Genomic DNA, 21,428 nt, shown 5'->3' on the forward strand with positions numbered 1-21,428 from the left:
CCCACCCCGAACATCCCCGATGCACGCCCAGCCCACGTTCTACGACGTGCTCGACGTGTCCCCCGACGCGTCTCGCGAGGAGATCCAGGCGGCCTACCGCGAGAAGGCCAAGGAGACCCATCCAGACGTGAGCGACCACCCCGATGCGGAGACACAGTTCAAACGCGTCACGCGGGCCAAAGAGGTCCTGACGGACCCGGACGAACGGGCGCGCTACGACCGACTGGGGCACCGACAGTACGTCCGCGGCGCTGGCTGGGCCGCCGACGACGGCGGCGCGACCCGAACCCGCGACGGGACCACCTCCGACGGGGCGACGGATCAGCGCGAGACGACCCGAACCAGTGACGGGGCGAACCGCGACGCGACCGGCGACGCGACCGACGGCACCCGCTCGTCGGGGCGTGCTGACGCCGACACGGGCGAGGCGGAAACGTCGGCCGGATCGGCAGGGGCGACCGCTGCGGGCGGATCGAATGGCACGGCCGACGCCGCATCACGGGGGCCCGACGGCGCGGCCGACTGGCAGCAGACGGGGAGTCAGCGCGGTGGGGCGAGCGCGACGACGGCCGGCTACGCGACGCGGACGGACTACAAGGAACAGTCCTTCGACCGCGTCCGGGTGCCGCTGACGCCCCAGTCGCTCATCCAGGTCGGGACGATGTTCGCGTTCTACCCACTGTTCCTGTTCGCCTCCGTCTTTCCCGCCTTCCCCTCGGTCGTCAACCTCGTCGTCGGGCTCTGCACGCTGTTCGTGATCGGCTATCTCCTCTCGATCCCGGAGGTCGGAATGGTCGTGTTCGGCGGCTGGGGCGTGCTGGCTCCCGCGGTCCTGCTCGCGTTGCCCGAGGTCGGCATCGTCTCGCTGGTCGGTGTCGTCGCACTGACGGCGTGCTGGGTCCCGTTCGGACTCTCGGTGTTGACCCGGTCCGCGTTGCGAACCTGACGAGTCGGGTTGCGTGGAGGCCCACGTCGATCACGAGAAGCGGTCGAAGGCGTCCCAGGCGGGGTCGCTGTCGGGTGGTTCGAGTTCTTTTCCGTCGACGGCGACGCCTGCGCCGTCGGTCACGGATCCGACGACGGCCGCGCGGGTTCCACCCTGTCGCACCGCCTCGGCGACCGCTTGCCCGTCGCCCGACTCGACCGCGATCAGGAGCGTGCCGGCACTGGACACCGTCCACGGGTCCACGTCGACCGCGTCACAGACCGCCTCGACACCCGGCGCGACCGGTACCCGGTCGGATTCGATCTCGAACCGGACGCCTGCGCCGTGAGCCATCTCGGTCAGCCCGCCGGCGACGCCGCCCTCGGTCGCGTCGTGCATCGCGGTGACGGTGCCAGCCTCGAAGGCCGCTCGGGCGTCCGCGACGGCCGCGATGTCGTCGACGCGTTCCTGTGCTGTGGCCGCGGTCGCGGCGTCCAGCTCCAACTGCTCGGGAAACAGCGTCGCGAACAGGCCGGCCAGTTCCGCCGCGGGCCCGGTTGTCATGACGAGTTCGTCGCCGGGTCTCGCGCCGTCGGGTCGGACGAGGTCCTCGGGGTCGCCGACGCCAAGCACCGTCGCACCGCCGACCCAGGAACTGTCCACGCCGGGGTATCGGGCGGTGTGGCCCGTGACGATGCTCACGCCAAGCCGTTCGGCGTGATCCGCGAGTCCCGTCCACACGGCCGCCAGGTCCTCGTCGCTCCAGTCCGGCGGGAGCGTCAGGCTGATCGCGAGGTGGGTCGGTGCGATTCCGGAGACGGCAACGTCGGTCAGGACGATCTCCAGCGCGAACCGCCCCGCCCGTTCGAGCCCGAGTTCGGGCAGTAGCGAGATCGGATCGGCCGCGATCACGACCGCGCGGTCGCCAATCTCGATCACGCCGAAGTCGATCCCGTGCTGTGGGCCCAGCGCCACGTCGTCCCGGTCCGCGCCCAGCGCCGGGTAGATCACGTCCCGGAACACGTCGCGATCGATCTTCCCGAGGTCGGTCATCGGTCACCTCCAGTCGCCGTGGCGCGGGCACCGTTCGAGAGGACGTGAACCGCGTCGGGGTGGAACCCCAGCGAGACGGTCCCCTCCGGCGGACTCGTACTGTCGGTCTTGACCGTGACGGGCTGGTCGTTCCACCGGCAGTGGACGCGGTAGGCGTCCCCGAGGTACTCCACGGTCTCGACGGCCGCGGATCGGGTGACCGTGCCCGCTTCACGCCCGCCGACCGTCGACCCGTTGCCATCGGGGTGTTGCCCGTCCCCATCGTGAACCGAGATCGCCTCCGGTCGAACGGAGACCGTCGCACTCGCTCCAGCCGTCGCGTCCGCCTCGCCGGGGAGCGGGAGCGTCGCCGTGCCGTCCACGGCGATCCGGTCGCCCGCCTCGGTGACGACGCCGTCGAAGACGTTGTTGTCGCCGACGAACTCGGCGACGAAGCGGGTGCCCGGCTCCCGATACACCTGCTCCGGCGTCCCGACCTGTTCGATCCGGCCGTCACGCACGACGGCCAGGCGGTCGCTGATCGCCAGCGCCTCGGCCTGGTCGTGGGTGACGTAGATCGTGGTGATGTCGAGGTCGCGCTGGATCGAGCGGATCTGCACCCGGAGCCGTTTCCGGAGGCTGGCGTCCAGCGCCGACAGCGGTTCGTCGAGCAAGAGGACGTCGGGTTTCGGGGCGAGCGCGCGGGCCAGCGCGATCCGCTGTTGCTGGCCGCCCGAGAGCTGGTCGGGTTCGCGGTCCGCGACGCCCGCCAGATCGACCAGATCGAGCAGTTCCGCCACCCGCTCGCCGTCGGGTTCCGGGAGGTCGTGGAACTGCAACCCGTAAGCGACGTTCTCTCGGGCGGTCATGTGTGGAAAGAGCGCGTAGTTCTGGAAGACGACGCCCACGCCACGCTGTTCGGGTGGCTCGTCGGTCGCGTCGCGGCCGTCGATCCGGACCCTGCCCGCGGTCGGCGTTTCGAGGCCGGCCACCGTGCGCAACAGCGTCGTCTTCCCACAGCCCGAGGGGCCGACGAGCGTGAAGAACTCGCCGTCGTCGGTGGACAGCGACACGTCCGCGAGCGCCGCCACGTCGCCGAACCTGACCGTCAATCCGTCTACGTCGACGCCGCCGTCTGAGTCGGTCATCACTCCCACCTCCCGCCGACGCGGTCGATCAGTACGAAACTGACGGTCGTGACCGCAAGCAGGACCGTGCCCATCGCAGTCGCGGGGCCGAGGTTCGGACCCAGCGAGCGGTCGCCGACGTACCGTTCGAGCGCGACCGGCATCGTCGCGGTATCGACGCCGGCCGAGAGCAGGACGGTCGAGTCGAACTCGCCGACGCTGATCGCAAAGGCGAAAGCCGCACCGGCCACCAGCGCCGGCGCGACCAGCGGGAGTTCCACGTCTTTCAACACGGTCGTCCGGTCGGCCCCGAGCGAGCGCGCGGCCTCCCCCAGCCGGTCGTCGACCGACCGAAGCGCCGGGGTCACAGTACGGGAGACGAACGGATAGGCCGCGACGGCGTGGGCGGCCACGATGGCGACCGGCCCGGTGACGGTGAGCCGGTAGCCGAACAGGGTCGTGCCGAACACGAGCGCCTGTAACATTCCGAGCCCGAGGACGATCCCGCTGACCGCCAGCGGGGCGGTCAGCAACGCCTCGGCCGCGCGAGAGCCACGGCCCCCGCGTGTCGCGACGACGGCGACGACGACACCCATCGGAATCGCCACGAGGAGTGTCCCCACGCCGAACAGCAGGGAGTTGACCACCGCGGGGAACGGCCGGACCGTCCCCGCGGCCGTCGAGGCCTGCCGCGCGAGCAGGAACGCGTAGTAGTCGAGCGTGGGCTGGCCTGCGGGCGTCGTGACGCTCTCGATCACGAGGCTGAGGAGTGGGCCCGCGAACAGCACGAGCGCGACCGCTCCGTACGCGAAGATGGCGAGTCGGAGCGGGTCGACCAACGACCGGACGCCATCGACGAGGGGCCGGCGGGACAGTCCCCGACTCGTTCCTCCTGGTTCGGTCCGGCGCGCCTCGTAGCGCAGGTAGACGTACAGCAGGCCCAGCGAGAGTGCGGTCTCGATGGCACCCAGCGTCGCAGCCTCCGTCAGGTCGAGGCTCTGGACGCGGGCGAACAGCCACACCTCGACCGTCGCCAGCTCCAACCCGCCCAGCGCGAGGACGATAGGGAACGACATGAACGTGAACACAAAGGTGAGAACCGCGGCCGTCGCCAGCGCGGGGAGCAGTTGCGGGAGCGTCACGTCCTGGAACGCCCGCAGGGGCGAGGCCCCGAGCGTCCGGGCAGTCTCGACGCGGTCGGCGTCGACCGATTCCCAGGCCGCCGTCACGAGTCGCGTCACCAGCGGCGCGTTGTAGAAGGCGTGGGCGAGGACGACGATCTCCAGCGTGAACGTCAACTCGACGGGCCCCAGTCCGACGACCGCGAGCAGGTCGTTGAACAGCCCGGTCCGGCCGAACATCGCGAGGAAGCCGACCGCGACGAGTATCGACGGCAGGACGAACGGGAGGATCGTCACCGACCGGAGGAATCGCCGGCCGGGGAACTCGAACCGGGCCAGCACGTACGCGCCGGGGAGGCCGACCAGGACGCTGACGAGCGTCGAGAGCAGTGCCTGGTAGGTGGTGAAGCCGAACAGGCCGAACTCGACGGCTGGCGCGCCGGCCGCGAGCCACTGGGCGATCCCCGACGGCACCGCCGCGGGATCGGTCACGAGCGTGTGCGCCGCGCCGGTGTAGAACGGGTCGCCCAGCACCGACAAGAATGGAGCGAGTGAGAGTCGGCCGCCGGCGGTGATCGAGTCGGCGAAGACGCTCGCCACGGGGTAGTAGAAGACGACGACGAGCGTCGCGAGTGTCGCGACGACACCGGCCCACAGAGCCCAGCCGTCCCGGCGTGCCATCGCTAGGCGCTGGCGATCTGACGTGCCCACTCCTCGATCCAGCCGTCGACCTTGCCGACGAGTTCGTCGTAGTTGTACGTTACCGCCTCGGGCGGCCTGAGTGCGTACTTACTGAAGTCACCGCCCGGTTCGACGCCCTCGACCGCCGGGAACTGGACGTTCCGCACCGCGATCTCCTTCTGTGCCTCCTCGCTCAGGACGAAGGACATGAACTCCTTGGCCAGTTCCGGGTCGTCGGCGTCGGCAAACTGCGCCATTCCCTCGGGGTTGGCGTAGCCCTGATCGTTCAGGAACCCGACCTGGTGGCGCGACATGTCGACGCCCTCGCCGTGGTAGTACACCTGATCCGTGGAGTAGGAGACGACCATCGGCGCTTCCTCGTTCGTGTAGGCCTGGTAGGCCGGTTGCCAATCGGAGAGGATTTGCACGCCGTTGTCGACCAGGTCCTGCCAGTAGTCGAGGTACCCTTCGGGTCCCTTGTTCTTGATCGTCCACAGCAGGAACGCGCGGCCGGGATCGGACTGCTGGGCGTTCTGGGCGATCAGTCCGTCCTCGTAGGCCGGTTCCAGCAATGTGTCGAAGGTGCCGGGCGCGTCGACCGCGTCCTCGTCGTACACCAGGCTGATGAATCCCGTGTCGTAGGGGATCGCCCGGCCCTCGGGATCGAATGACAGCGACGGATCGACCGTGTCCGCACCCTCGACGCTGTCTTCGACTGTCGCGAACAACTGCTCGTCGAGTTGCTCGTCGACGCGGACGAGTTCGCCCGTGTTCAGCCCGACGAACAGGTCGGCGTCGATGGACGCGCCCGACGCCTTCCGCTGGACGAACCGATTGATCCCGTTCTCCGGCGTCTGAAACTCGACGGTCGCGTCGGAGTGTTCCTCCTCGAAGGCCGACTTGAGCCAGTTGCCCGCCGTGTCCTCGCCCGTGAACGAACTGTACGTCGCGACCGTCAGTGTCCCGTCGCCAGAACCTGTGTTCGGGGCGTCGCCAATACACCCAGCCGTCGCCGCGAGTCCTGCCGTCGCGAGTCCCGCTCGCGAAAGAAACGTGCGTCGTTGCATTACTCAGTGGTCACACCCGGTCATACTTGACGCTGGCGTTTGTGATCGACGGTTTCGGCGGCCTCGCTCGCTCAGCGGTCCGATTCCACCTGATCGACCGCCCGCGTGTGGATCGCCTCGCGCGTCCGGTGGCTCGCCTCGGCGTCGAAGACGACCTCGATCACCTGCGTTCCGTCCATTCCCTGTGACGGCTCGAACGCGTCGGCGAAGTCGTCGGGCCGCACACGCTGGAACGCCAGCCCGTAGAGGTCCGCCGTCGGCTCGAAGTCCAGTCCGTGGGGCGTCCGGAACTGCTCGGTAAAGGGCGGGTCGAAGTCCTCGATGGGAAGGAGGTGGAAGATACCACCGCCGTCGTTGTTCACGAGGACGATGGTCGCGTCCACGCCACACCGGGCGATCGAGAGCAGGCCGTTCGTGTCGTGGTAGTACGCCAGATCGCCGGTGACCAGCACCAGCTGATCGTCGGTCGCGCTCCCCGCGCCCAGTGCCGTGCTGGTGATCCCGTCGATGCCGCTGGCACCGCGGTTGCCCAGCACTGTGAGATCGGCGGCCCGTGGCCGACCGAACCGGTCCAGATCGCGGACGGGCATACTGTTCGAGACGAAGATGGTAGCGGGGTCGGGGACGCGTTCGGCGACCGTCGCCAGCACCTGTCCCTCGAAGGTTTCGTCGGCGCGGGCGTCGTCGATCAGGTCCCAGTACGCCCGCTCGGCGGCGGCGAAGCGCTCGCGGTAGCGGTCGGTGGTAGAACCGGCCGCGTCGTCGCCGATCTCTGCCGCCAGCCCGGCCGCCAGCCGGGAGGGATCGGCCACCAGGTGGTCGGTCGCGGTGAACTCCGCCTCACGCCACCCGCCGGCCGGGTCGACGACGAACTGCCGGTCGGCGTGGTCCCGGAGGTACTGCCGGAGGACCTTCGAGGTCGGCGAGGCGCCGGCCCGCAGTACGACCTCGGGCTCGGGCCACTCGCTCGCGCCGTCGAGGTAGGAGTCGTAACCGCCACAGACGGTCACGTCTTCGCGGTCGAGGTGGTCGCCGAACCTGAGTCCCGAGAGCGGGTCGGCCAGGATCGGGAAGCCGGTCGCCGCGGCGAGGGCCGCCACTGCGTCGGTGTCGAGGGTGGGTGCGTCGGACGGTCCGGCCACGAGCAGGCCGCGGTCGGCCGCGTCGAGTGTCGCGGCGACCGATTCGATCTCTCCCTCGGTCAGCGTCGGGCGGCCCGCGGTTCGCTCGACGAAGGGACCGTCCCGCCCCTCGACCGCGAGGGGGGCGCGCTCGGCCAGGTCCGCGGGCACGTCGCCTTCGACCTCGACTGGTTCGAGCGGCTTCCGGAACGGACAGTTGAGGTGGACAGGCCCGGCCGGGACGCCGGTGGTCTCGCCGATGGCCCGGTCGATCGTCGTCCGGAGCGAGCGGAGTTTGCGGTCCCGTGGCTCGGGTTCGGGGAGCGTGCGGTACCACCGGACCGCGTCGCCGTACAGTTTCTCCTGATCGACGGTCTGGTTGGCGCCGCTGTCGGCGAGCTCCGGCGGACGGTCGGCCGTCAGAAGCAGGAGCGGCACACGGGACTGACTGGCCTCGATCACCGCGGGATGGTAGTTCGCGGCGGCGGTCCCGGAGGTACAGACGACGGCGGTCGGCTCGCCGGTTCGACGGGCCCGACCGAGCGCGAAGAACGCCGCCGAGCGCTCGTCGAGTACAGAAAAGGTCTCGATCCCGTCGTGGTCGGCGATCGCGACGGTCAGCGGTGTGGAGCGACTGCCGGGAGAGAGCACCGCGCCCGACACGCCGGCCGCGGCGAGTTCGTCGGCGATCACCCGGCCCCACAGCGTGTTGCGGTTGGGCGCGGTCATTCTCGTTCGAGTTCGTCGAGGATCGGGCGGTACTTGTGTTTGACCTCTGCCCACTCCTCGTCGGGGTCGGAATCGGCGACGATGCCGTTGCCGGCGAACAGCGTCGCCCGTCGCCCGCCGACGACGCCCGAGCGGATGCCCACGGCGAACTCGCCGTCGCCGTCACTGTCGAACCAGCCGACGGGCGCGGCGTACCAGCCGCGTTCGAAGGTCTCCGTGTCGCGGATGACCTCCCACGCCCGTCCCGGCGGGAGACCGCCCACGGCGGGCGTCGGGTGGAGCGCCTCGACGATGGTGAGGACGTGTTCGTCGCCAGACAGCGTCGCTTCGATGGGCGTCTGGAGGTGCTGGATGTTCGTGAGTTTTCGGACGCCCTGCTCGCCCTCGGCGGGTTCGCCGAGCGGCTCGAGCTGGTCCATGATGGCGTCGACGACGAGCCGTTGTTCGTGCTGGAGCTTCTCGCTCTCCAGCAGGGACTGGGCGTGATCGGCGTCTTCCTCGGGAGTCTCGCCCCGCGGGACCGACCCGGCCAGCGCCTCGGTCTCGACGCGATCGCCGGTCCGTTTCACCAGCCGTTCCGGTGGCGGGCCAAAAAAGGCCGCCTCGTCGGTCGGCTGGACGAGGAACCGATAACAGTTCGGGTAGGTCCGTCGGAGCCGTTCGAGGACGCCCGGTACGTCGATCTCGTCGGCGAGGTCGACCGACAGGGCCGTCGCGAGGACGACCTTCCGGAGGTCCCCGTCGGCGATTCGGTCGATGGCCCGCTCGACCTGTGTGGTCCATTCGGCCTTGGTGGGCGTGACTTCGGTGCGTTCGACGCCCGGCGACCCGCCGCTGGGACACATCGACGGGAGCGTCTCCAGGTCCTCTCGGGTTCGGTCCAGTCGCTCGGTTACGTCGTCGGGGGACACGTCCCGTCCGTACGCCCGGACAGTCAGCCAGGTTGTCCCGTCGGCACGGGTCACCTGGATTTCGGGGAGCGAGAACGCCGCCGCGGGGAATCCCGTCCAGGGCGGCGCCGGGTCGTGGGTCCCGTCGAACGCCAGCCCGCCGAGGAATCGCGGGCGCGTCTCGGCCGGGCCAGTCCGGTCCACGTCGCGAAAGACCGTCGCGGCGTCCTCGCGGAGTCTGTCGAACCGGTCCGTTCCGTGCGCTGTGAGCGTCACCGCCGCCCCGCTGCCGACCACTTCGAGCCCGTCCGGCGCGGCCCAGTGCAGTCGCGGGGCCGGATGGCTGGCCAGGAACGCCCGGTAGGACACGTCGGGTACCTCACAGGAGCGGCTGACCAGCACCGCACCCGCGCGTGGACCCACTCTCTCCTCGCGTTGGGCCGGTTCCATTCCCCTAATTCTCAGGGTTGGTCCCTCTTGAGACTGTCCTTCCAGCGCGCGAGAACGAGTCGCCAGCCCTGCACACGCCGCGCTCGCCCATCAACTGTACCGGTCTTCGGCCCACGGATCGGCCGTAACCGAGTAGCCCCGTTTCTCCCAGAATCCGCGTTCGGGCTCGGTCAGGAACTCGACACCACATACCCACTTCGCGCCCTTGTACGCGTACTTGTGTGGCGTCACGACCCGGAGCGGACCGCCGTGGTCGGCGGGCAGGTCGTCGTCGTCGAACCCGTAAGCGAACAGCACCTCCTCGCGCATACAGTCCTCGAGGGGCAGGTCCGTCGTGTAGTCGTCCAGTGCGGTGAACATGACGTGGCAGGCGTCGTCGTGGACGCCCGCGCGCTCGGCCAGCTCGGGGAACGGGACGCCGGTGAACTCGCAGTCGAACCGGCTCCAGCCGGTCACACAGTGAAAGTCCTGGCGCTGGGTGACGCTGGGGAGACCGGTAAATTCCTCCCAGGACAGTTCCAGTTCCTCCTCGACCGCGCCGCTGACCCGGAACGTCCACGTGTCGGGATCGAACGACGGCGTGTTCCCCTTCGAGAGGACCGGGAAGTCGCTGGTCTCGTGCTGGCCGGGCGGGAGTCGCTCGTCGCCGAACTCCTCGTAGAGGTCCGTAACGTCGGTGACAGGCACAGCCGACCTGACGGCCCACAGCTACGTATGCGTGCCGGCTCCGGCCCGTCGAACGTATCGACTCGGCTGCCGCTTGCCGTTTGCTGAATCCGAGTGCCGGTCTCTGGAAACGAAACGCCCGTATCCGAAAAGAGAAGTTTGTGAATGATAATGATATCTTTTACACGAACCGAAGAACCCCCGTCAGAGTTAAATACCCCTCAGTCGAAACCACGGACGTTCAAATGCCGAAGGCAGAGATAACCGTCCCCGAGCACCTCGAGATGCAGATCGCCCAGCTGGTCGAGAAAGGGGAGTTCCTGAACCGCGAGGAAGCCATCGAAGATCTCCTCTCGACCGGCATCAAGGCGTACAAGACGAGCGGTCCGGTCGACGACGACGAGGAGGCCGGGCTCGAAGACGACGGGATGATGGGACACGACGACGAGTACGTCTTCTGAGATCGACGGCGTCGCCGGGACCTGCCCGCCACTGGCTCGGCCCCGTCGTCTTCGGCCGGAAGTGGACGCTGTGTTCGCTCGGCCCGCCCGCCGCGACGTATGCGGACCTGTGACACGGGTTGTCAAAAACCCTTAAACAGTGCTTTTGCGTATGTCATAGTATAGATGCACAAAGACGAACTGCTCGAACTGCACGATCACATGGTGCAGATCAAAGATTACTTTGCGGATCTGGAGGACGTGGACTCGGAGCTTTTCGACCCGTACGAGGAACTCGACGTGACGCCCAACGACGTACACAAATCGAAAAGCGAACACAAACACGCCGTCTTCGTCCTCGGGAACGCGCTGGCCACCGCGATGAGCGAAGACGAGTTTTCCGACGCCGGACGGATCGGCAAGCGGATGAAGGAGCTCGCCGAGGACGCCGAGAGCAAACTCTGAGCCGGACACGTCGGGCGGGACGCATCCCCGGCGAGTCGCATCGCGCCCTGAAACGACGGGAACGTTCCCGTTCGTTGAATTTGTTCGGGAACCAATGGGTTGATGACCTCCGAGTGTGGTTGTCTCGAACGAGATGGCGTCCCTCCACCACGCGACACTCACCGCCCTGTTGACGCTCGTCGTCCTCGTCAGCAGTGTCGGCATCGTCCCCGGAACGGGGGCCACGTCGGTCGGCGAGCAGGCGGTTTCGGCCCAGTCAGACACGCTCGACGCGATGGCGGCCGTCGAGAGTTACCGAGCGGTCACGAACATGGACGTATCGATCGGCGCGAACCGTACGTTCACGAACGTGACGACGCTGGTCAACCGATCCACGGCGACCGCGAGCGTCTACAGCACGGACAGCAACTACACCACCCACGCCGTCGGCGACCGGGTCTACCGCAACACCAGTGACGGCTGGGAGCCGGTGTCCGACGAATCCGCCGCGGTGAGCGACCCCGCACGCGCCCAGGCCTCTCGCCTGAGCGACACGCAGGTGACCGATCTCCAGCGGGCACGGACGAACGGCCGGCTGACCTACCAGCTGGAACTGGCTCCGCGAAACAGCACGCTCGCCGGAATCCTGGCCGACCAGCCCGGAAACGGGATCGAGCGGGCCGCGTCGGTGACGGTACTGGACCGCTCCTACGAGATGCACGTGAACCGGACCACACACCGCATCCAGCGGGTCGAGATGACGCTCAAGTTCCGGCACCGATCCGAGATCGGCCGCGCGACGATGGTGACCTGGTTCACCGACTACAACGAGACCGTGCCGACGGTGCCCGAACCCGAGCCGCTCGAAACCTGAGACGCCGCGTCTCAGGGCCGTTCCAGAACGTTCACACAGGAGACCGCGCCGGTCGCGTTGCGGCCGATGCCGATGTTGTGCTGGAGGCCGACCTCCGGTTCGTCGACCTGCACGGCACCGGCTTCACCGCGCAACTGCTCGAAGATCTCGGCGATCTGAGCGACGCCGGTCGCGCCGATGGGGTGGCCCTTCGAGAGCAGGCCGCCCGAGGGGTTGACCGGTTTGTCGCCGTCGAGGTGGGGTCGGCCCTCCTCGACGAACTGGCCGCCCTTCCCTTCTTCACAGAACCCGAGGTCTTCGTAGGTGATCAGCTCAGTGATGGAGAAACAGTCGTGGACCTCGGCCACGTCGACATCCTCGGGACCGAGGCCGGCCCGCTCGTACGCCTGGCTGGAGGCCTGTCGCGTGGCCGGGAAGTTCGTCAGCGCCTCGGGCGCGCCCCGCTGGAAGGTGTCGCTGGCGAGGCCGTAGCCCGCGACCCGGATCGGGTCGTCGGTGAACTCGCGGGCGCGGTCCTCGCTGGTCACCAGCACCGCCGAGGCCCCGTCGGTGACCGGACAGCAGTCGTAGAGATTGAGGGGGTAGGAGACCGTCGGGGACTCCTTCACGTCCTCGACCGAACACTCGAACTGCTGGTGGGCGTGGGGGTACTTCGTCCCGTTCTCGTGGTTCTTGACGCTGATCTCGGCGATCTGCTCGCGGGTGGTCTCGTACTCCTCGAGGTGGCGGGTCGCGCGCATCCCGAAGTAGGCGGGCATGGTGACGCCCCGGCCGCGCCAGAGCCGTTCGAGGGCGGCGCTGGCGATCAGCCCCTCGGTGGAGTCGGTCATCTTCTCCGCGCCGATGACCAGTGCGACCTCGGCGTCGCCGGCCTTGACGGCCTGCGCGGCGTTGCGGAAGGCGTCGCTGCCGGTCGCACAGGCGTTCTCGACGCGGGTGATCGGCGTCTCGAACAGGCCGGTGGCGTGGGCGACCGCCGAGCCCGAGGAGCCCTCGTTGGCGATGTCGATGGTGCCGTACCAGGCGGCGTCGATGTCGCTGGGGTCGACGCCCTTGTCGACGTTCTCGATGAGCGAGAGGTACGCCGATTCGAGCAGGTCGTCGAAGCTCTGCTCGTACAGTTCGCCGAAGTCGATCATCCCCGCGCCGACGACGTGTGGGTCCGTCATGCTTTCTCCTCCCGCGGAACGCTGAACTTGAACGAGTTGATCGGGCGCTCGCCGTCGCTGAACAGCTCGCGGAAGCGCGCGACCACCTCGGTACCTACGTCGATCTCCTCGAGGTCGGTCTCGGTCAGCAGGCCGTACGCACGTGCCGGTTCGCCCTCGCCCGCCTGTGGCAGGTCGACGATGGCCACGGGCTGGGGCGTCTCGATGTCGTCCGGGAGGTACTGCTGGACGACGAAGGTCTGGATCTCGCCCCGTTCCTGCAGTTGTACCTCCGTCATCTCGGCCGGGGCGTCCCCACAGCGCTTGCAGGTTCGTTTCTCCTCGGGGAAGGAGACCCAGCCACAGGCCTGGCACTCGAAGCCGATGAGGTGCTGGTCCTGGCGTCTGGTCCGCTCGTAGCGGGGGCCGCTCATGGCGTCTTCACCCCCTCGTACTCGACGGGTTCGCGGTACTCCAGGTGTTTCGCGTAGGTCGTCTCCTCGCTGGCGTCGAGGTAGGTGGCGACCGACTTCGCGTCGGCGGTCCCGACGCCCTCGGCGGTCTCCAGTGCGACCGCACCGGCACCGCCCGCGCCGTACGCGACGACGAGCGCGGTCTCACCGGCCTCTGTAGTCTCCAGCAGATGCGCCAGATCCAGCACCGCGGCGGCCGCGCCAGCGTCACCGACCCGGTCGCGAGTCGATACCTGTTCGACGTCGACGCCACCGAGGGCGGCCCCGGCGAGTCGGTCACTCGGAGCCGCGGCGACGGCTTTCGCGGGCGTCGCCCCGTCGAGCGCCCGCTCCGTGGCCGCAGGTGCGGCCTCGCCGACGCCGTGCCGGCTCTCGAACTTGGCGTCGCCGGTCTCGCCGGCCTCGCCGTGCCGGCGGTGGTGTTCGACGAATCCGGTCGTCTCCTGACCGACTCCGGCGAACTCGGCGGCGGGACTGTCGGCCTCCGGACGGAGAACGACCGCACCCGCGCCAGCGCCGGCTTCGGCCACCTCGTCGCTCTCGGGGTCTGCGGGGAGTACGTCCACGCCGACGACCAGAACCGGCGCGTCGTTCGCGGCCACGAACTCCTGGGCCGTCGCAAGCGCGTCTGTGGCCGCGCATCGACTCCCGCGCAGGTCGGTCGTGCGCACGCCACCGGTGGCACCGAGTCGAGCGGCGACGTGGGCCGCGATCCCGTGTTCGGCGAAGGGATCGCTCACGCTCGCAGTGACGACGGCACCGAGGTTGCCGCCCTCGACGCCGCTGCGCGCGAGCGCGTTGTCGGCGGCCTCACAGGCCATCGTGACGTGGTTCTCGTCGCGGGCCGGCACGGCGCTCTCGCCACGGCCCCGGCCGCCGTGCTGGGCGGCCACTTCGCTCCTGTCGACGCGATACAGCGGCACGTAGCCGCCGTGTCCGTCGATCACGACCATTTCGACCACCTCACGGCGACCGGACCGGATCTGTGTTGCCAGTACATACCATTAACGCTCCACGAAGGCCTGGTAGTAATTCCTTCCGATGGAAGACGAAAAGCATATATACCAAACGTTGGAAGGCATTGTTGGGTTGCAACCCGTACCCGGTGTACCAGGCAGGTCTTAACACGATCACCTGCTCACCCCTCTCTACTTTACGACAGACGAGTGGCTTCTGAATTAATCTAACACTGTTCCACTGCTCCGGTGGAGTTATACCGGTGGGGGTACAGCTACCCCGCATGTCAGTTGACGACATCGAGCGAGTCGCAGTGCTCGGCGCCGGAAACATGGGGCACGGCATCACAGAGGTCGTCGCCATCGCCGGCTACGACGTGGTGATGCGGGACATCGAACAGGAGATCGTCGACGAGGGCTACGAGGACATCCAGTGGAGCCTCGAGAAGCTGTCCGAGAAGGGCATCGTCGACGAGGACCCCGACGACGTGATGGCCCGGATCGACACCGAGGTCGATCTGGAGACCGCCGTCGAGGACGTGGACCTCGTGATCGAGGCCGCGCCCGAGCAGATGGAGCTGAAAAAGGAGATCTACGGCGACCTCACCGAGTTCACACCCGAGGACGCCATCCTCGCCTCGAACACCTCCTCGCTGTCGATCACGGAGATCGCGACGGCCACCGACAAACCCGAGAAGGTCGTCGGGATGCACTTCTTCAATCCGCCGGTGAAGATGGACCTCGTCGAAGTCATCTACGGCGAGGAGACCACCGACGAGACCGCCGAGACGACCTACGACTTCGTCGAGTCCATCGACAAGACGCCGATCTACGTCCGGAAGGACGTGAACGGCTTCGTCGTCAACTCGGTGCTGGGTCCGTTCGGCGACGAGGCCGGCTGGATGGTCAGCGCCGACGAAGCCACGATCCGCGAGGCCGACGCTACGATGGTCCACGAGCGGGGTTACCCGATGGGCCCCTTCGAGCTCGGCGATCTGACTGGCATCGACATCGGCTACCACGTCCGGAAGGAAGCCGGCAAGCCGGTCCCGCCCATCGTCGAGGAGAAGGTCGAGGCCGACGAACTCGGCCAGAAGACGGGCAAGGGCTACTACGACTACGAGGACGGTGACGGCGCGGACTACGGCCACGAGGACGTGTCCGAGGACTTCGACTGGCTCCGCATCGAGGGCCGGATGGTCAACGAGGCCGCCAAGCTCATCGGCAACGACGTGGCCACGCCCGACGCCATCGACACCGGGATGCGCCTGGGCGCGGGCTTCCCCGAAGGGCCGTGCCGGCGGGCGGACAAGATCGGACTGGAGCAGGTCCTCGACAAGCTGGAGACCCTGCACGAACAGACCGAAGCCGACCGGTACGAGCCCGCCGACTACCTCGTCGAACTCGTCAACAACGGTCACACCGGCGAAGACGCCGGCCAGGGCTTCTACGAGTACGGCGGCGACGACGGCGACCGCGAGTACCGCACGCTGAACGTCCTCGAAGACGACGAAGTCCTCGCGATCGAACTCGACCGGCCCGAGCGGATGAACGCCCTGAACGAGGACCTGATGGACGAGATCGAACACGTCCTGAACAACGCGGACCCCGAGGCGGTCCGCGTGGTCACCTTCGAGGGTGCTGGCGACCGTGCGTTCTGTGCCGGCGCGGACATCGGCGGCTTCGCCGGCGCGAAACCCTGGGAGCGTGGCACCATCACCTCGATGTTCGAGACGGTCAACGACTTCCCCAAGCCCACCATCGCCAAGATCGACGGCTTCTGTCTGGGCGGTGGCCACGAACTCGCCCTCGCGTGTGACCTCCGGATCGCCACCACGGATTCGGAGTTCGGCTTCCCCGAGATCAACCTCGGACTCCTGCCGGGCGGTGGTGGCACCCAGCGCACGATGCGGATGATCGGCGAGGCCCGCGCGAAAGAACTGGTCTTCCGGGGCGAGCGCATCTCCGCCGAGCGCGCCGAGGACTGGGGGCTCATCAACCGGGCCGTCGGGGCCGACGAGTTCGAGGACGTGTGTGCCGAGTTCGTCGACGACATCGTCGAGGGGCCGCCGGTCGCGCTGGACTACGCCAAGAAGGTCATGAACCGCGGCGAGGACGCGAGTCTGGAGGCCGCGCTCACCATGGAGAGCCAGAGCTTCGGCCTCCTCCTGAGCACCGAGGACGTGCTCGAAGGCACCTCCGCGTTCGCCGAGGACCGCGACCCAGAGTTCGAGGGCAAGTAGATGGCCGAAGACGGTGACGACGGGCCCGAGGGGCCGATGGATATCGACCCGGACGCGCCCAGCGCGGAGGTGGCCGCGTACGTGCTGGAGAACCACGGCTACCTCTCGTGGCTGAATATCACGGTCGAGGACCTGGAGGAGGGCCGGGCGGTCATGCACCTCCCCTACCAGGAGAAACTCGCCAACTGGGTGACGGGGACGATCCACGGTGGCGTGACGGCCACGCTGATCGACACCTGTAGCGCCTTCGCGCTCCGAACCACGATGGACGACCCGATGGAGACGACGCTCGCGACGACGGATCTGGACGTGAAGTACGTCCGACCGGCGACCTCGGACGTCGAGGTCGAGGCCGAAGTCATCCGCTCGGGTACGTCGACCGGCGTCACCCGCGTCACCGTCACCGGCGAGACCGACGAGGGCGACCGCAAAGTGGTTGCCATCGGCGCGACGACGTATCGACTCTTCACGGACAGTTCACTATGACAGAGAGCTACTTCGAGACGGTCGAGATCGGGGAACAGCGCGAGACGCAGGCACGGACGATCACCGAAGCGGACGTGATGAACTTCGCCGGCGTCAGCGGCGACTTCAACCACCTCCACACCGACGCCGAGACGATGGCCGAGTCGAGTTTCGGCGAGCGGATCGCTCACGGGATGCTGGTGTTCTCGGTCGCGACGGGCCTGCTCTGGCAGTCCCGGTCGGAGACAGAGCGCGACGCCGTCGTCGCGTTCTACGGCATCGACGAGGTGCGGTTCGTCGGGCCGACGTTCATCGGCGACACGATCCACGTCGAGATCGAGGTGCTGGACAAAGAGGAACGCGACCATCCGGTCGCGACCGGCGTCGTCCGGTACGACATCGAGGTCGTCACGCAGAACGGCGACACCGTGTTGTCCTGTGAGATGCTGTCGCTGGTGACCTGACGCGAAAGAGCGGCACCTGCGGATCGTCAGTCCTCTTCGTGGAGCGTCTCCAGAATCTCCGGATCGGTCCGGAACTTGAGGACGTTGTGGACCACGGAGTTGCGGATGTTGTGGACGACGTGGCCGTGTTCCTTGTAGAAGTCGTGGATCCACTTGGACTCGGTCTGGCGGTCGGGGAACATCATGACCGACTTCCACTGGTACTCGCCGTCCGAGAGGAAGTACATCAGGGTGTTGGGCGAGTCACGGATGTACTCCATGGCGTCGCGCCACCCCTCCTCGAACTGCTCGGGGTTGATTTTGAACTCGAACATCCCGAAGATGAAGTACTCCTCGTTGGGGATGATCGCCTCGCGGAAGACGCCTTCCTCGCGCATCCCGCGAATCGACTCGCTGACGGTGACGTGAGACACCTCGATGTCGTGTTCGGTCTCGAGGATGCGCGCCAGGTCACGCGAGGACAGCTGTGGGTCCCGCGATAGCTCCCGCAGTATCAGTACGTCCCGTTCTTTGAACTCCCAGTCCGGTGGATTCTGTTCGGCGCTCATCCGTCTCCCTCCATCGTTTGAGTGGTGGTTTGTACGTTCATTTTACCCTTTTCACTTGGCGATAAACTGCGATACTTCCTCGGCGAACCGCTCGGGGCGGTCCTCGACGACCCAGTGGTAGGCGTCGAGTTCGATCACGTCGCCGCCGACCTCTTCGGCCAACCGTTCACCGTACGCCAGGGGTTGCATCACGTCCTGCCCACCCCAGAGACAGAGCAGGTCGGCCGCGATCTCGCCGTAGTCGATCTCGGTCGTGTGGTTGGTGTTGGTCGCGACCGCGTTCCGACTGAGCGAGACCTGCCCGGGCTCGGTCGTCCACGGCGCGGCGATTCCCTCGACGAACGTCTCGTCGACATCGTCGTCGTAGAGCCCCTGCCGGAAAGCCCCGTCGAGCATCGCCTGGAACTCCTCGGGGTCCTGTTCGGCCGTGTCCGGCAGGCCGAGATTCGAGATGAACTCGACGGGCCAGGAGTCGTAACACACCGCGTTGGCCATCACCAGATCGGTCACCTCGCCGGGCCGGTGGGCGGCGTACCGGACCGCCACGCCGCCGCCGATGTCGTGGGCGACCAGCGCGAACTCGTCGATCTCGAGTTCGTCGAGCAGGTCCCGGAGCATCACCTCCTGTACCCTGACCGACCGGTCGAACCCGTCGTGCATCGCCGAGTTCCCGTACCCGAGCATATCGGGGACGACCACCCGGCGATCCGTGGCTTCGGCGACCGCCGGGGCCACGTCCCGCCAGAGGTACGACCACGTCGGGATGCCGTGCAGGAAGACCACTGGTGGATCGTCGTTCGCCGTGTCGGCCTCGCCCTCGTCGGCCGAATCGAAGAAGGCGACCGACAGGTCGTGGCCGTCGACCGTGACGGACGCCTCGCTTTGCTCACTGGACCACTCCTCGTGTGTGTAGCGCGTCTCGCTCATCGTTACAGGTGCTCCGCGATGATGTTCTTCTGAATCTCGCTGGTGCCGTCGTAGATCTTGGTGATGCGGGCGTCTCGGTAGAACCGCTCGACCGGGTGGTCGGTGACGTAGCCCGCCCCGCCGTGGACCTGGATGGCCTCGTCGGTCACGTCGACGGCCCGCTCGGAAGCGAACAGTTTCGCCATGCTGGCGAGTTTCGTCGCCAGGGCGTCGTCGCCCGAGTCGATGGCCGCGCCCGCACGGTAGGCCATGGACCGGGCAGCCTCCACGTTCGTGGCCATCTCGGCGAGTTTGTGCTGGATGGCCTGGAACTCCGAGATCTTCCGGTCGAACTGCTCGCGCTCGTCGGCGTACTCCAGGGCGGCGTCCAGTGCCGCCTGTGCGACGCCGGTGGCCTGTGCGGCCACGTCCGCCCGCGCCGGGGCGAAAAACTCCATCAGCTGGTAGAAGCCCCGGTCGACCTCGCCGACGACGTTCTCTTCGGGGATCCGGAGGTCGTCAAGCACGATCTCGGCGGTGTCCTGGGCGCGGATGCCCAGTTTGTTGTCGATGCGGGTCGCCCCGTAGCCGTCCACGTCGGTCGGCGTCAGCAGTGCGGAGATGCCGCCGTGGCCCTTCTCGCCTGTGCGGGCCATGATGATCGCCACGTCGGCGACCGTGCCGTTGGTGATCCACATCTTCTGGCCGTTGACGACGAACTCGTCGCCGTCTTTCTCGGCAGTGGTCTCCATCCCGGCGACGTTGCTCCCGTGGGCCGGCTCTGAGATGCCCGTGCAGATGGGTGTCTCGCCGGCCGTGATCTTCGGGAGCCACTGCTCTTTCATCCAGTCGTCGCCGTACTCCAGGAGCATCTCGGTCCCGAAGCGGGCGGCCGAGATGGACCCGCCGATGCCGGGGTCGGCCCGCCACAACTCCTCGGTGACGAGGAGTTCGCTGACGGGGTCCATCCCCGCTCCCCCGTACTCCTCGGGGACGTTCGGGGCGACGAAGTCCAGGTCGGCGGCCGCTTCCAGCAGACCGTGTGGATACCGCTCGTCGGCCTCGTACTCGCGCGCGACCGGACGGATCTCGGCCTCGCCGAACTCCCTGACCGCCTCCCGGACGGCCCGTTGCTCCGCTGTCAGCCGGAACGACATACCGGCCGTTCGTTACCATTGGAAAAATAAGTTCCGGGCAGACGAAACGCCGTTAAGATACTCGCCGGGTTTAAGTTCGTTCCCGTCGAGAGTATCGGTTATCGTATGCATCGAATCACCTTGGGAAACACGTACTTCGAGGGCGAGAACGACGCCTATCTGTTCACTGGCGCGGAGACGACGCTGGTCGACACCGGAATCGCGACCGCTGATACCCGCGAGCAACTGGCCGACGGCCTGGCCGACCACGGCGTCGCCTTCGCCGACATCGACGCGATCTTTCTCACCCACTACCACGCCGACCACGCTGGCCTCGCCGCCGAGATTCAGGCGGAAAGCGGGGCGACCGTCTACGCTCACCCCGAGGACGCGGCGCTGATCGCCGGCGACGACGATGCCTGGGACGACCTCGAATCCCGCCAGCGGGCGGCGTTCGAGGAGTGGGGGATGCCCGAGGATGACCAGGAGGTACTGGAGACGTATATGCAGGCTGGTGTCGACCACCACACCGCCGGCGCCGACGTGGAGACCTTCGCGGACGGCGACCGGTTCGACCTCGGCGAGACGACGCTCGAAGTCGTCCACACGCCAGGCCACACCGCCGGGCTCACCTCCTTCGCCATGCCCGAGCGGAACGAAGTCTTCACCGGCGACGCGCTTCTGCCGGTGTACACGCCCAACGTTGGCGGTGCCGACGTGCGCGTCGACCGCCCGCTGGAGCGGTACCTCGACACCCTCGGCCGGATCGCCGACGCCGAGTTCGACCGGGCCTGGCCCGGCCACCGCGATCCCATCGACGACCCCACGGCCCGCGCCGAAGAGATCATCCACCACCATCAGGAACGCGCGTACCGCGTCCTCCGGGCACTCGACGACCTCGGCCCGGCCGACGCCTGGACAGTCAGCGCCGACCTGTTCGGCGAACTGGACGGCATCCACATCCTCCACGGGCCCGGTGAAGCGTCTGCTCACCTCGACCACCTGACTCGTGCGGGCGACATCGAGAAAGACGACGACGGGACCTACTCGCTCCCCGCCGACACGCGCGAGCGACTTCTCCAACGAGACGACGAAGGCTGGCCGCTCTGAGCGGCCGGTCGTGCGCGATCAGGCCCCCTGTTCGGGATCGGCCGCCAGGTCGCCGAAGCCGGCGATCCGGAACTGTCGCGAGTCGGTGCAGTTCTCGACGGCGGCCGCGAGGTTGCCCACCGCGTAGTCGAACCGGTGTTCGAAGGCGTCGTAGCTCTCGTCGGCCAGTCGGTCGGTCAACTCCGCGACCGTGAGATCCTCGTGGAACTCCTCGCGGAAGGCCGCGGCCTTCTCCGCCGCGGCCGCCGCCGTCTCCTCGTCGGCCTCGAACTCCTCGACGAACGTCGTTTCGAGTTCCGCCGCGAACTCGCTGTCGTCGGTGTCGCTCATACCCCGGTCTCCGTCGGCGTGCCACCTATTCGTTGTGGATTTCGGTCCGTGCCGAGCCCCGGCGCTCAGATCCGTGGTATAT

At 67.7% G+C, this 21,428-nt stretch carries 22 protein-coding genes; 8 read left to right on the top strand and 14 right to left on the bottom strand.

The features are described from left to right. The first annotated feature begins 19 nt into the window (after positions 1-19). Complete coding sequence (locus tag BMX17_RS27495; RefSeq protein ID WP_092659215.1) at positions 20-946, top strand: DnaJ domain-containing protein; 927 nt, start codon at positions 20-22, stop codon at positions 944-946. Between the two features lie 30 nt (positions 947-976). On the opposite strand, the gene BMX17_RS09145 is transcribed toward BMX17_RS27495, so the two are convergent. From BMX17_RS09145 to BMX17_RS09175, 7 genes are all read right to left on the bottom strand, one after another. Then, positions 977-1,978, bottom strand: a complete 1,002-nt coding sequence (locus tag BMX17_RS09145; protein ID WP_092659217.1) for an AIR synthase family protein — start codon at positions 1,976-1,978, stop codon at positions 977-979. Further along, entirely contained in the window at positions 1,975-3,105 is a 1,131-nt protein-coding gene (locus BMX17_RS09150; RefSeq protein ID WP_092659219.1) for an ABC transporter ATP-binding protein, read from the bottom strand. Before BMX17_RS09150 ends, BMX17_RS09145 begins: the two co-directional genes overlap by 4 nt. After that, on the bottom strand, positions 3,105-4,886 hold the full coding sequence (locus tag BMX17_RS09155; RefSeq protein WP_092659221.1) for an ABC transporter permease: 1,782 nt from the start codon (positions 4,884-4,886) through the stop codon (positions 3,105-3,107). Before BMX17_RS09155 ends, BMX17_RS09150 begins: the two co-directional genes overlap by 1 nt. A gap of 2 nt (positions 4,887-4,888) precedes the next feature. Continuing rightward, positions 4,889-5,953: a thiamine ABC transporter substrate-binding protein gene (locus BMX17_RS09160; protein WP_092659223.1), complete on the bottom strand. Its 1,065-nt coding sequence runs from the start codon at positions 5,951-5,953 to the stop codon at positions 4,889-4,891. 71 nt (positions 5,954-6,024) lie between these two features. Beyond that, positions 6,025-7,803: a 2-succinyl-5-enolpyruvyl-6-hydroxy-3-cyclohexene-1-carboxylic-acid synthase gene (menD, locus tag BMX17_RS09165; RefSeq protein ID WP_092659225.1), complete on the bottom strand. Its 1,779-nt coding sequence runs from the start codon at positions 7,801-7,803 to the stop codon at positions 6,025-6,027. Continuing rightward, positions 7,800-9,143, bottom strand: coding sequence for an isochorismate synthase (locus BMX17_RS09170; RefSeq protein ID WP_092659228.1), 1,344 nt, complete (start codon positions 9,141-9,143; stop codon positions 7,800-7,802). Before BMX17_RS09170 ends, menD begins: the two co-directional genes overlap by 4 nt. Before the next feature lie 90 nt (positions 9,144-9,233). After that, on the bottom strand, positions 9,234-9,830 hold the full coding sequence (locus BMX17_RS09175; RefSeq protein WP_092659230.1) for a molybdopterin-dependent oxidoreductase: 597 nt from the start codon (positions 9,828-9,830) through the stop codon (positions 9,234-9,236). A gap of 224 nt (positions 9,831-10,054) precedes the next feature. Between BMX17_RS09175 and BMX17_RS09180 the strand changes: the two genes are divergently transcribed. The 3 genes from BMX17_RS09180 (at position 10,055) to BMX17_RS09190 (ending at position 11,567) form a co-directional block, all read left to right on the top strand. Then, positions 10,055-10,270, top strand: coding sequence for a ribbon-helix-helix domain-containing protein (locus BMX17_RS09180; protein WP_092659232.1), 216 nt, complete (start codon positions 10,055-10,057; stop codon positions 10,268-10,270). Between the two features lie 165 nt (positions 10,271-10,435). Next, positions 10,436-10,714 carry a UPF0058 family protein gene (locus BMX17_RS09185; RefSeq protein WP_092659234.1) on the top strand — a complete coding sequence of 93 codons (279 nt, stop codon included), beginning with the start codon at positions 10,436-10,438 and terminating at the stop codon, positions 10,712-10,714. Between the two features lie 133 nt (positions 10,715-10,847). Next, positions 10,848-11,567 carry a hypothetical protein gene (locus tag BMX17_RS09190; protein WP_092659236.1) on the top strand — a complete coding sequence of 240 codons (720 nt, stop codon included), beginning with the start codon at positions 10,848-10,850 and terminating at the stop codon, positions 11,565-11,567. An 11-nt stretch (positions 11,568-11,578) separates the two neighbouring features. Here the strand turns inward: BMX17_RS09190 and BMX17_RS09195 are convergent, their stop codons facing one another. The 3 genes from BMX17_RS09195 to BMX17_RS09205 are packed head-to-tail and all read right to left on the bottom strand — an operon-like array spanning position 11,579 to position 14,141. Continuing rightward, the gene (locus BMX17_RS09195; protein WP_092659238.1) at positions 11,579-12,736 is read right to left on the bottom strand and encodes a thiolase family protein; all 1,158 of its coding nucleotides are present in this window, start codon (positions 12,734-12,736) and stop codon (positions 11,579-11,581) included. Next, complete coding sequence (locus tag BMX17_RS09200) at positions 12,733-13,149, bottom strand: Zn-ribbon domain-containing OB-fold protein (protein WP_092659240.1); 417 nt, start codon at positions 13,147-13,149, stop codon at positions 12,733-12,735. The genes BMX17_RS09195 and BMX17_RS09200 overlap by 4 nt, the downstream gene beginning before the upstream one ends. Further along, positions 13,146-14,141, bottom strand: coding sequence for a hypothetical protein (locus BMX17_RS09205; RefSeq protein WP_092659242.1), 996 nt, complete (start codon positions 14,139-14,141; stop codon positions 13,146-13,148). The genes BMX17_RS09200 and BMX17_RS09205 overlap by 4 nt, the downstream gene beginning before the upstream one ends. Positions 14,142-14,428: 287 nt before the next feature. Here BMX17_RS09205 and BMX17_RS09210 point away from each other — a divergent pair, with 287 nt between their 5' ends. The 3 genes from BMX17_RS09210 to BMX17_RS09220 are packed head-to-tail and all read left to right on the top strand — an operon-like array spanning position 14,429 to position 17,316. Further along, positions 14,429-16,387, top strand: a complete 1,959-nt coding sequence (locus BMX17_RS09210; protein WP_092659244.1) for a 3-hydroxyacyl-CoA dehydrogenase/enoyl-CoA hydratase family protein — start codon at positions 14,429-14,431, stop codon at positions 16,385-16,387. Next, complete coding sequence (locus BMX17_RS09215; RefSeq protein WP_244514967.1) at positions 16,388-16,873, top strand: PaaI family thioesterase; 486 nt, start codon at positions 16,388-16,390, stop codon at positions 16,871-16,873. Beyond that, complete coding sequence (locus BMX17_RS09220; RefSeq protein ID WP_092659246.1) at positions 16,870-17,316, top strand: MaoC/PaaZ C-terminal domain-containing protein; 447 nt, start codon at positions 16,870-16,872, stop codon at positions 17,314-17,316. Before BMX17_RS09215 ends, BMX17_RS09220 begins: the two co-directional genes overlap by 4 nt. Positions 17,317-17,342: 26 nt before the next feature. Here the strand turns inward: BMX17_RS09220 and BMX17_RS09225 are convergent, their stop codons facing one another. From BMX17_RS09225 to BMX17_RS09235, 3 genes are read right to left on the bottom strand one after another with little or no spacing between them, the layout of a single operon-like run. Beyond that, a complete protein-coding gene (locus BMX17_RS09225; RefSeq protein WP_092659248.1) occupies positions 17,343-17,864 on the bottom strand; it encodes an Lrp/AsnC family transcriptional regulator in 522 nt (173 codons plus the stop codon). A 51-nt stretch (positions 17,865-17,915) separates the two neighbouring features. Continuing rightward, positions 17,916-18,791: an alpha/beta fold hydrolase gene (locus BMX17_RS09230; RefSeq protein ID WP_092659250.1), complete on the bottom strand. Its 876-nt coding sequence runs from the start codon at positions 18,789-18,791 to the stop codon at positions 17,916-17,918. Positions 18,792-18,793: 2 nt separating this feature from the next. After that, positions 18,794-19,927 carry an acyl-CoA dehydrogenase family protein gene (locus BMX17_RS09235; protein ID WP_092659252.1) on the bottom strand — a complete coding sequence of 378 codons (1,134 nt, stop codon included), beginning with the start codon at positions 19,925-19,927 and terminating at the stop codon, positions 18,794-18,796. 105 nt (positions 19,928-20,032) lie between these two features. Here BMX17_RS09235 and BMX17_RS09240 point away from each other — a divergent pair, with 105 nt between their 5' ends. After that, the gene (locus tag BMX17_RS09240) at positions 20,033-21,016 is read left to right on the top strand and encodes an MBL fold metallo-hydrolase (RefSeq protein ID WP_092659254.1); all 984 of its coding nucleotides are present in this window, start codon (positions 20,033-20,035) and stop codon (positions 21,014-21,016) included. Between the two features lie 18 nt (positions 21,017-21,034). Here BMX17_RS09240 and BMX17_RS09245 read toward each other — a convergent pair whose 3' ends face one another. Continuing rightward, a complete protein-coding gene (locus BMX17_RS09245) occupies positions 21,035-21,346 on the bottom strand; it encodes a hypothetical protein (protein ID WP_092659256.1) in 312 nt (103 codons plus the stop codon). Positions 21,347-21,428: the final 82 nt, after the last annotated feature.

This window comes from Halorientalis persicus, from assembly GCF_900110215.1.
Lineage (GTDB): Archaea > Halobacteriota > Halobacteria > Halobacteriales > Haloarculaceae > Halorientalis > Halorientalis persica.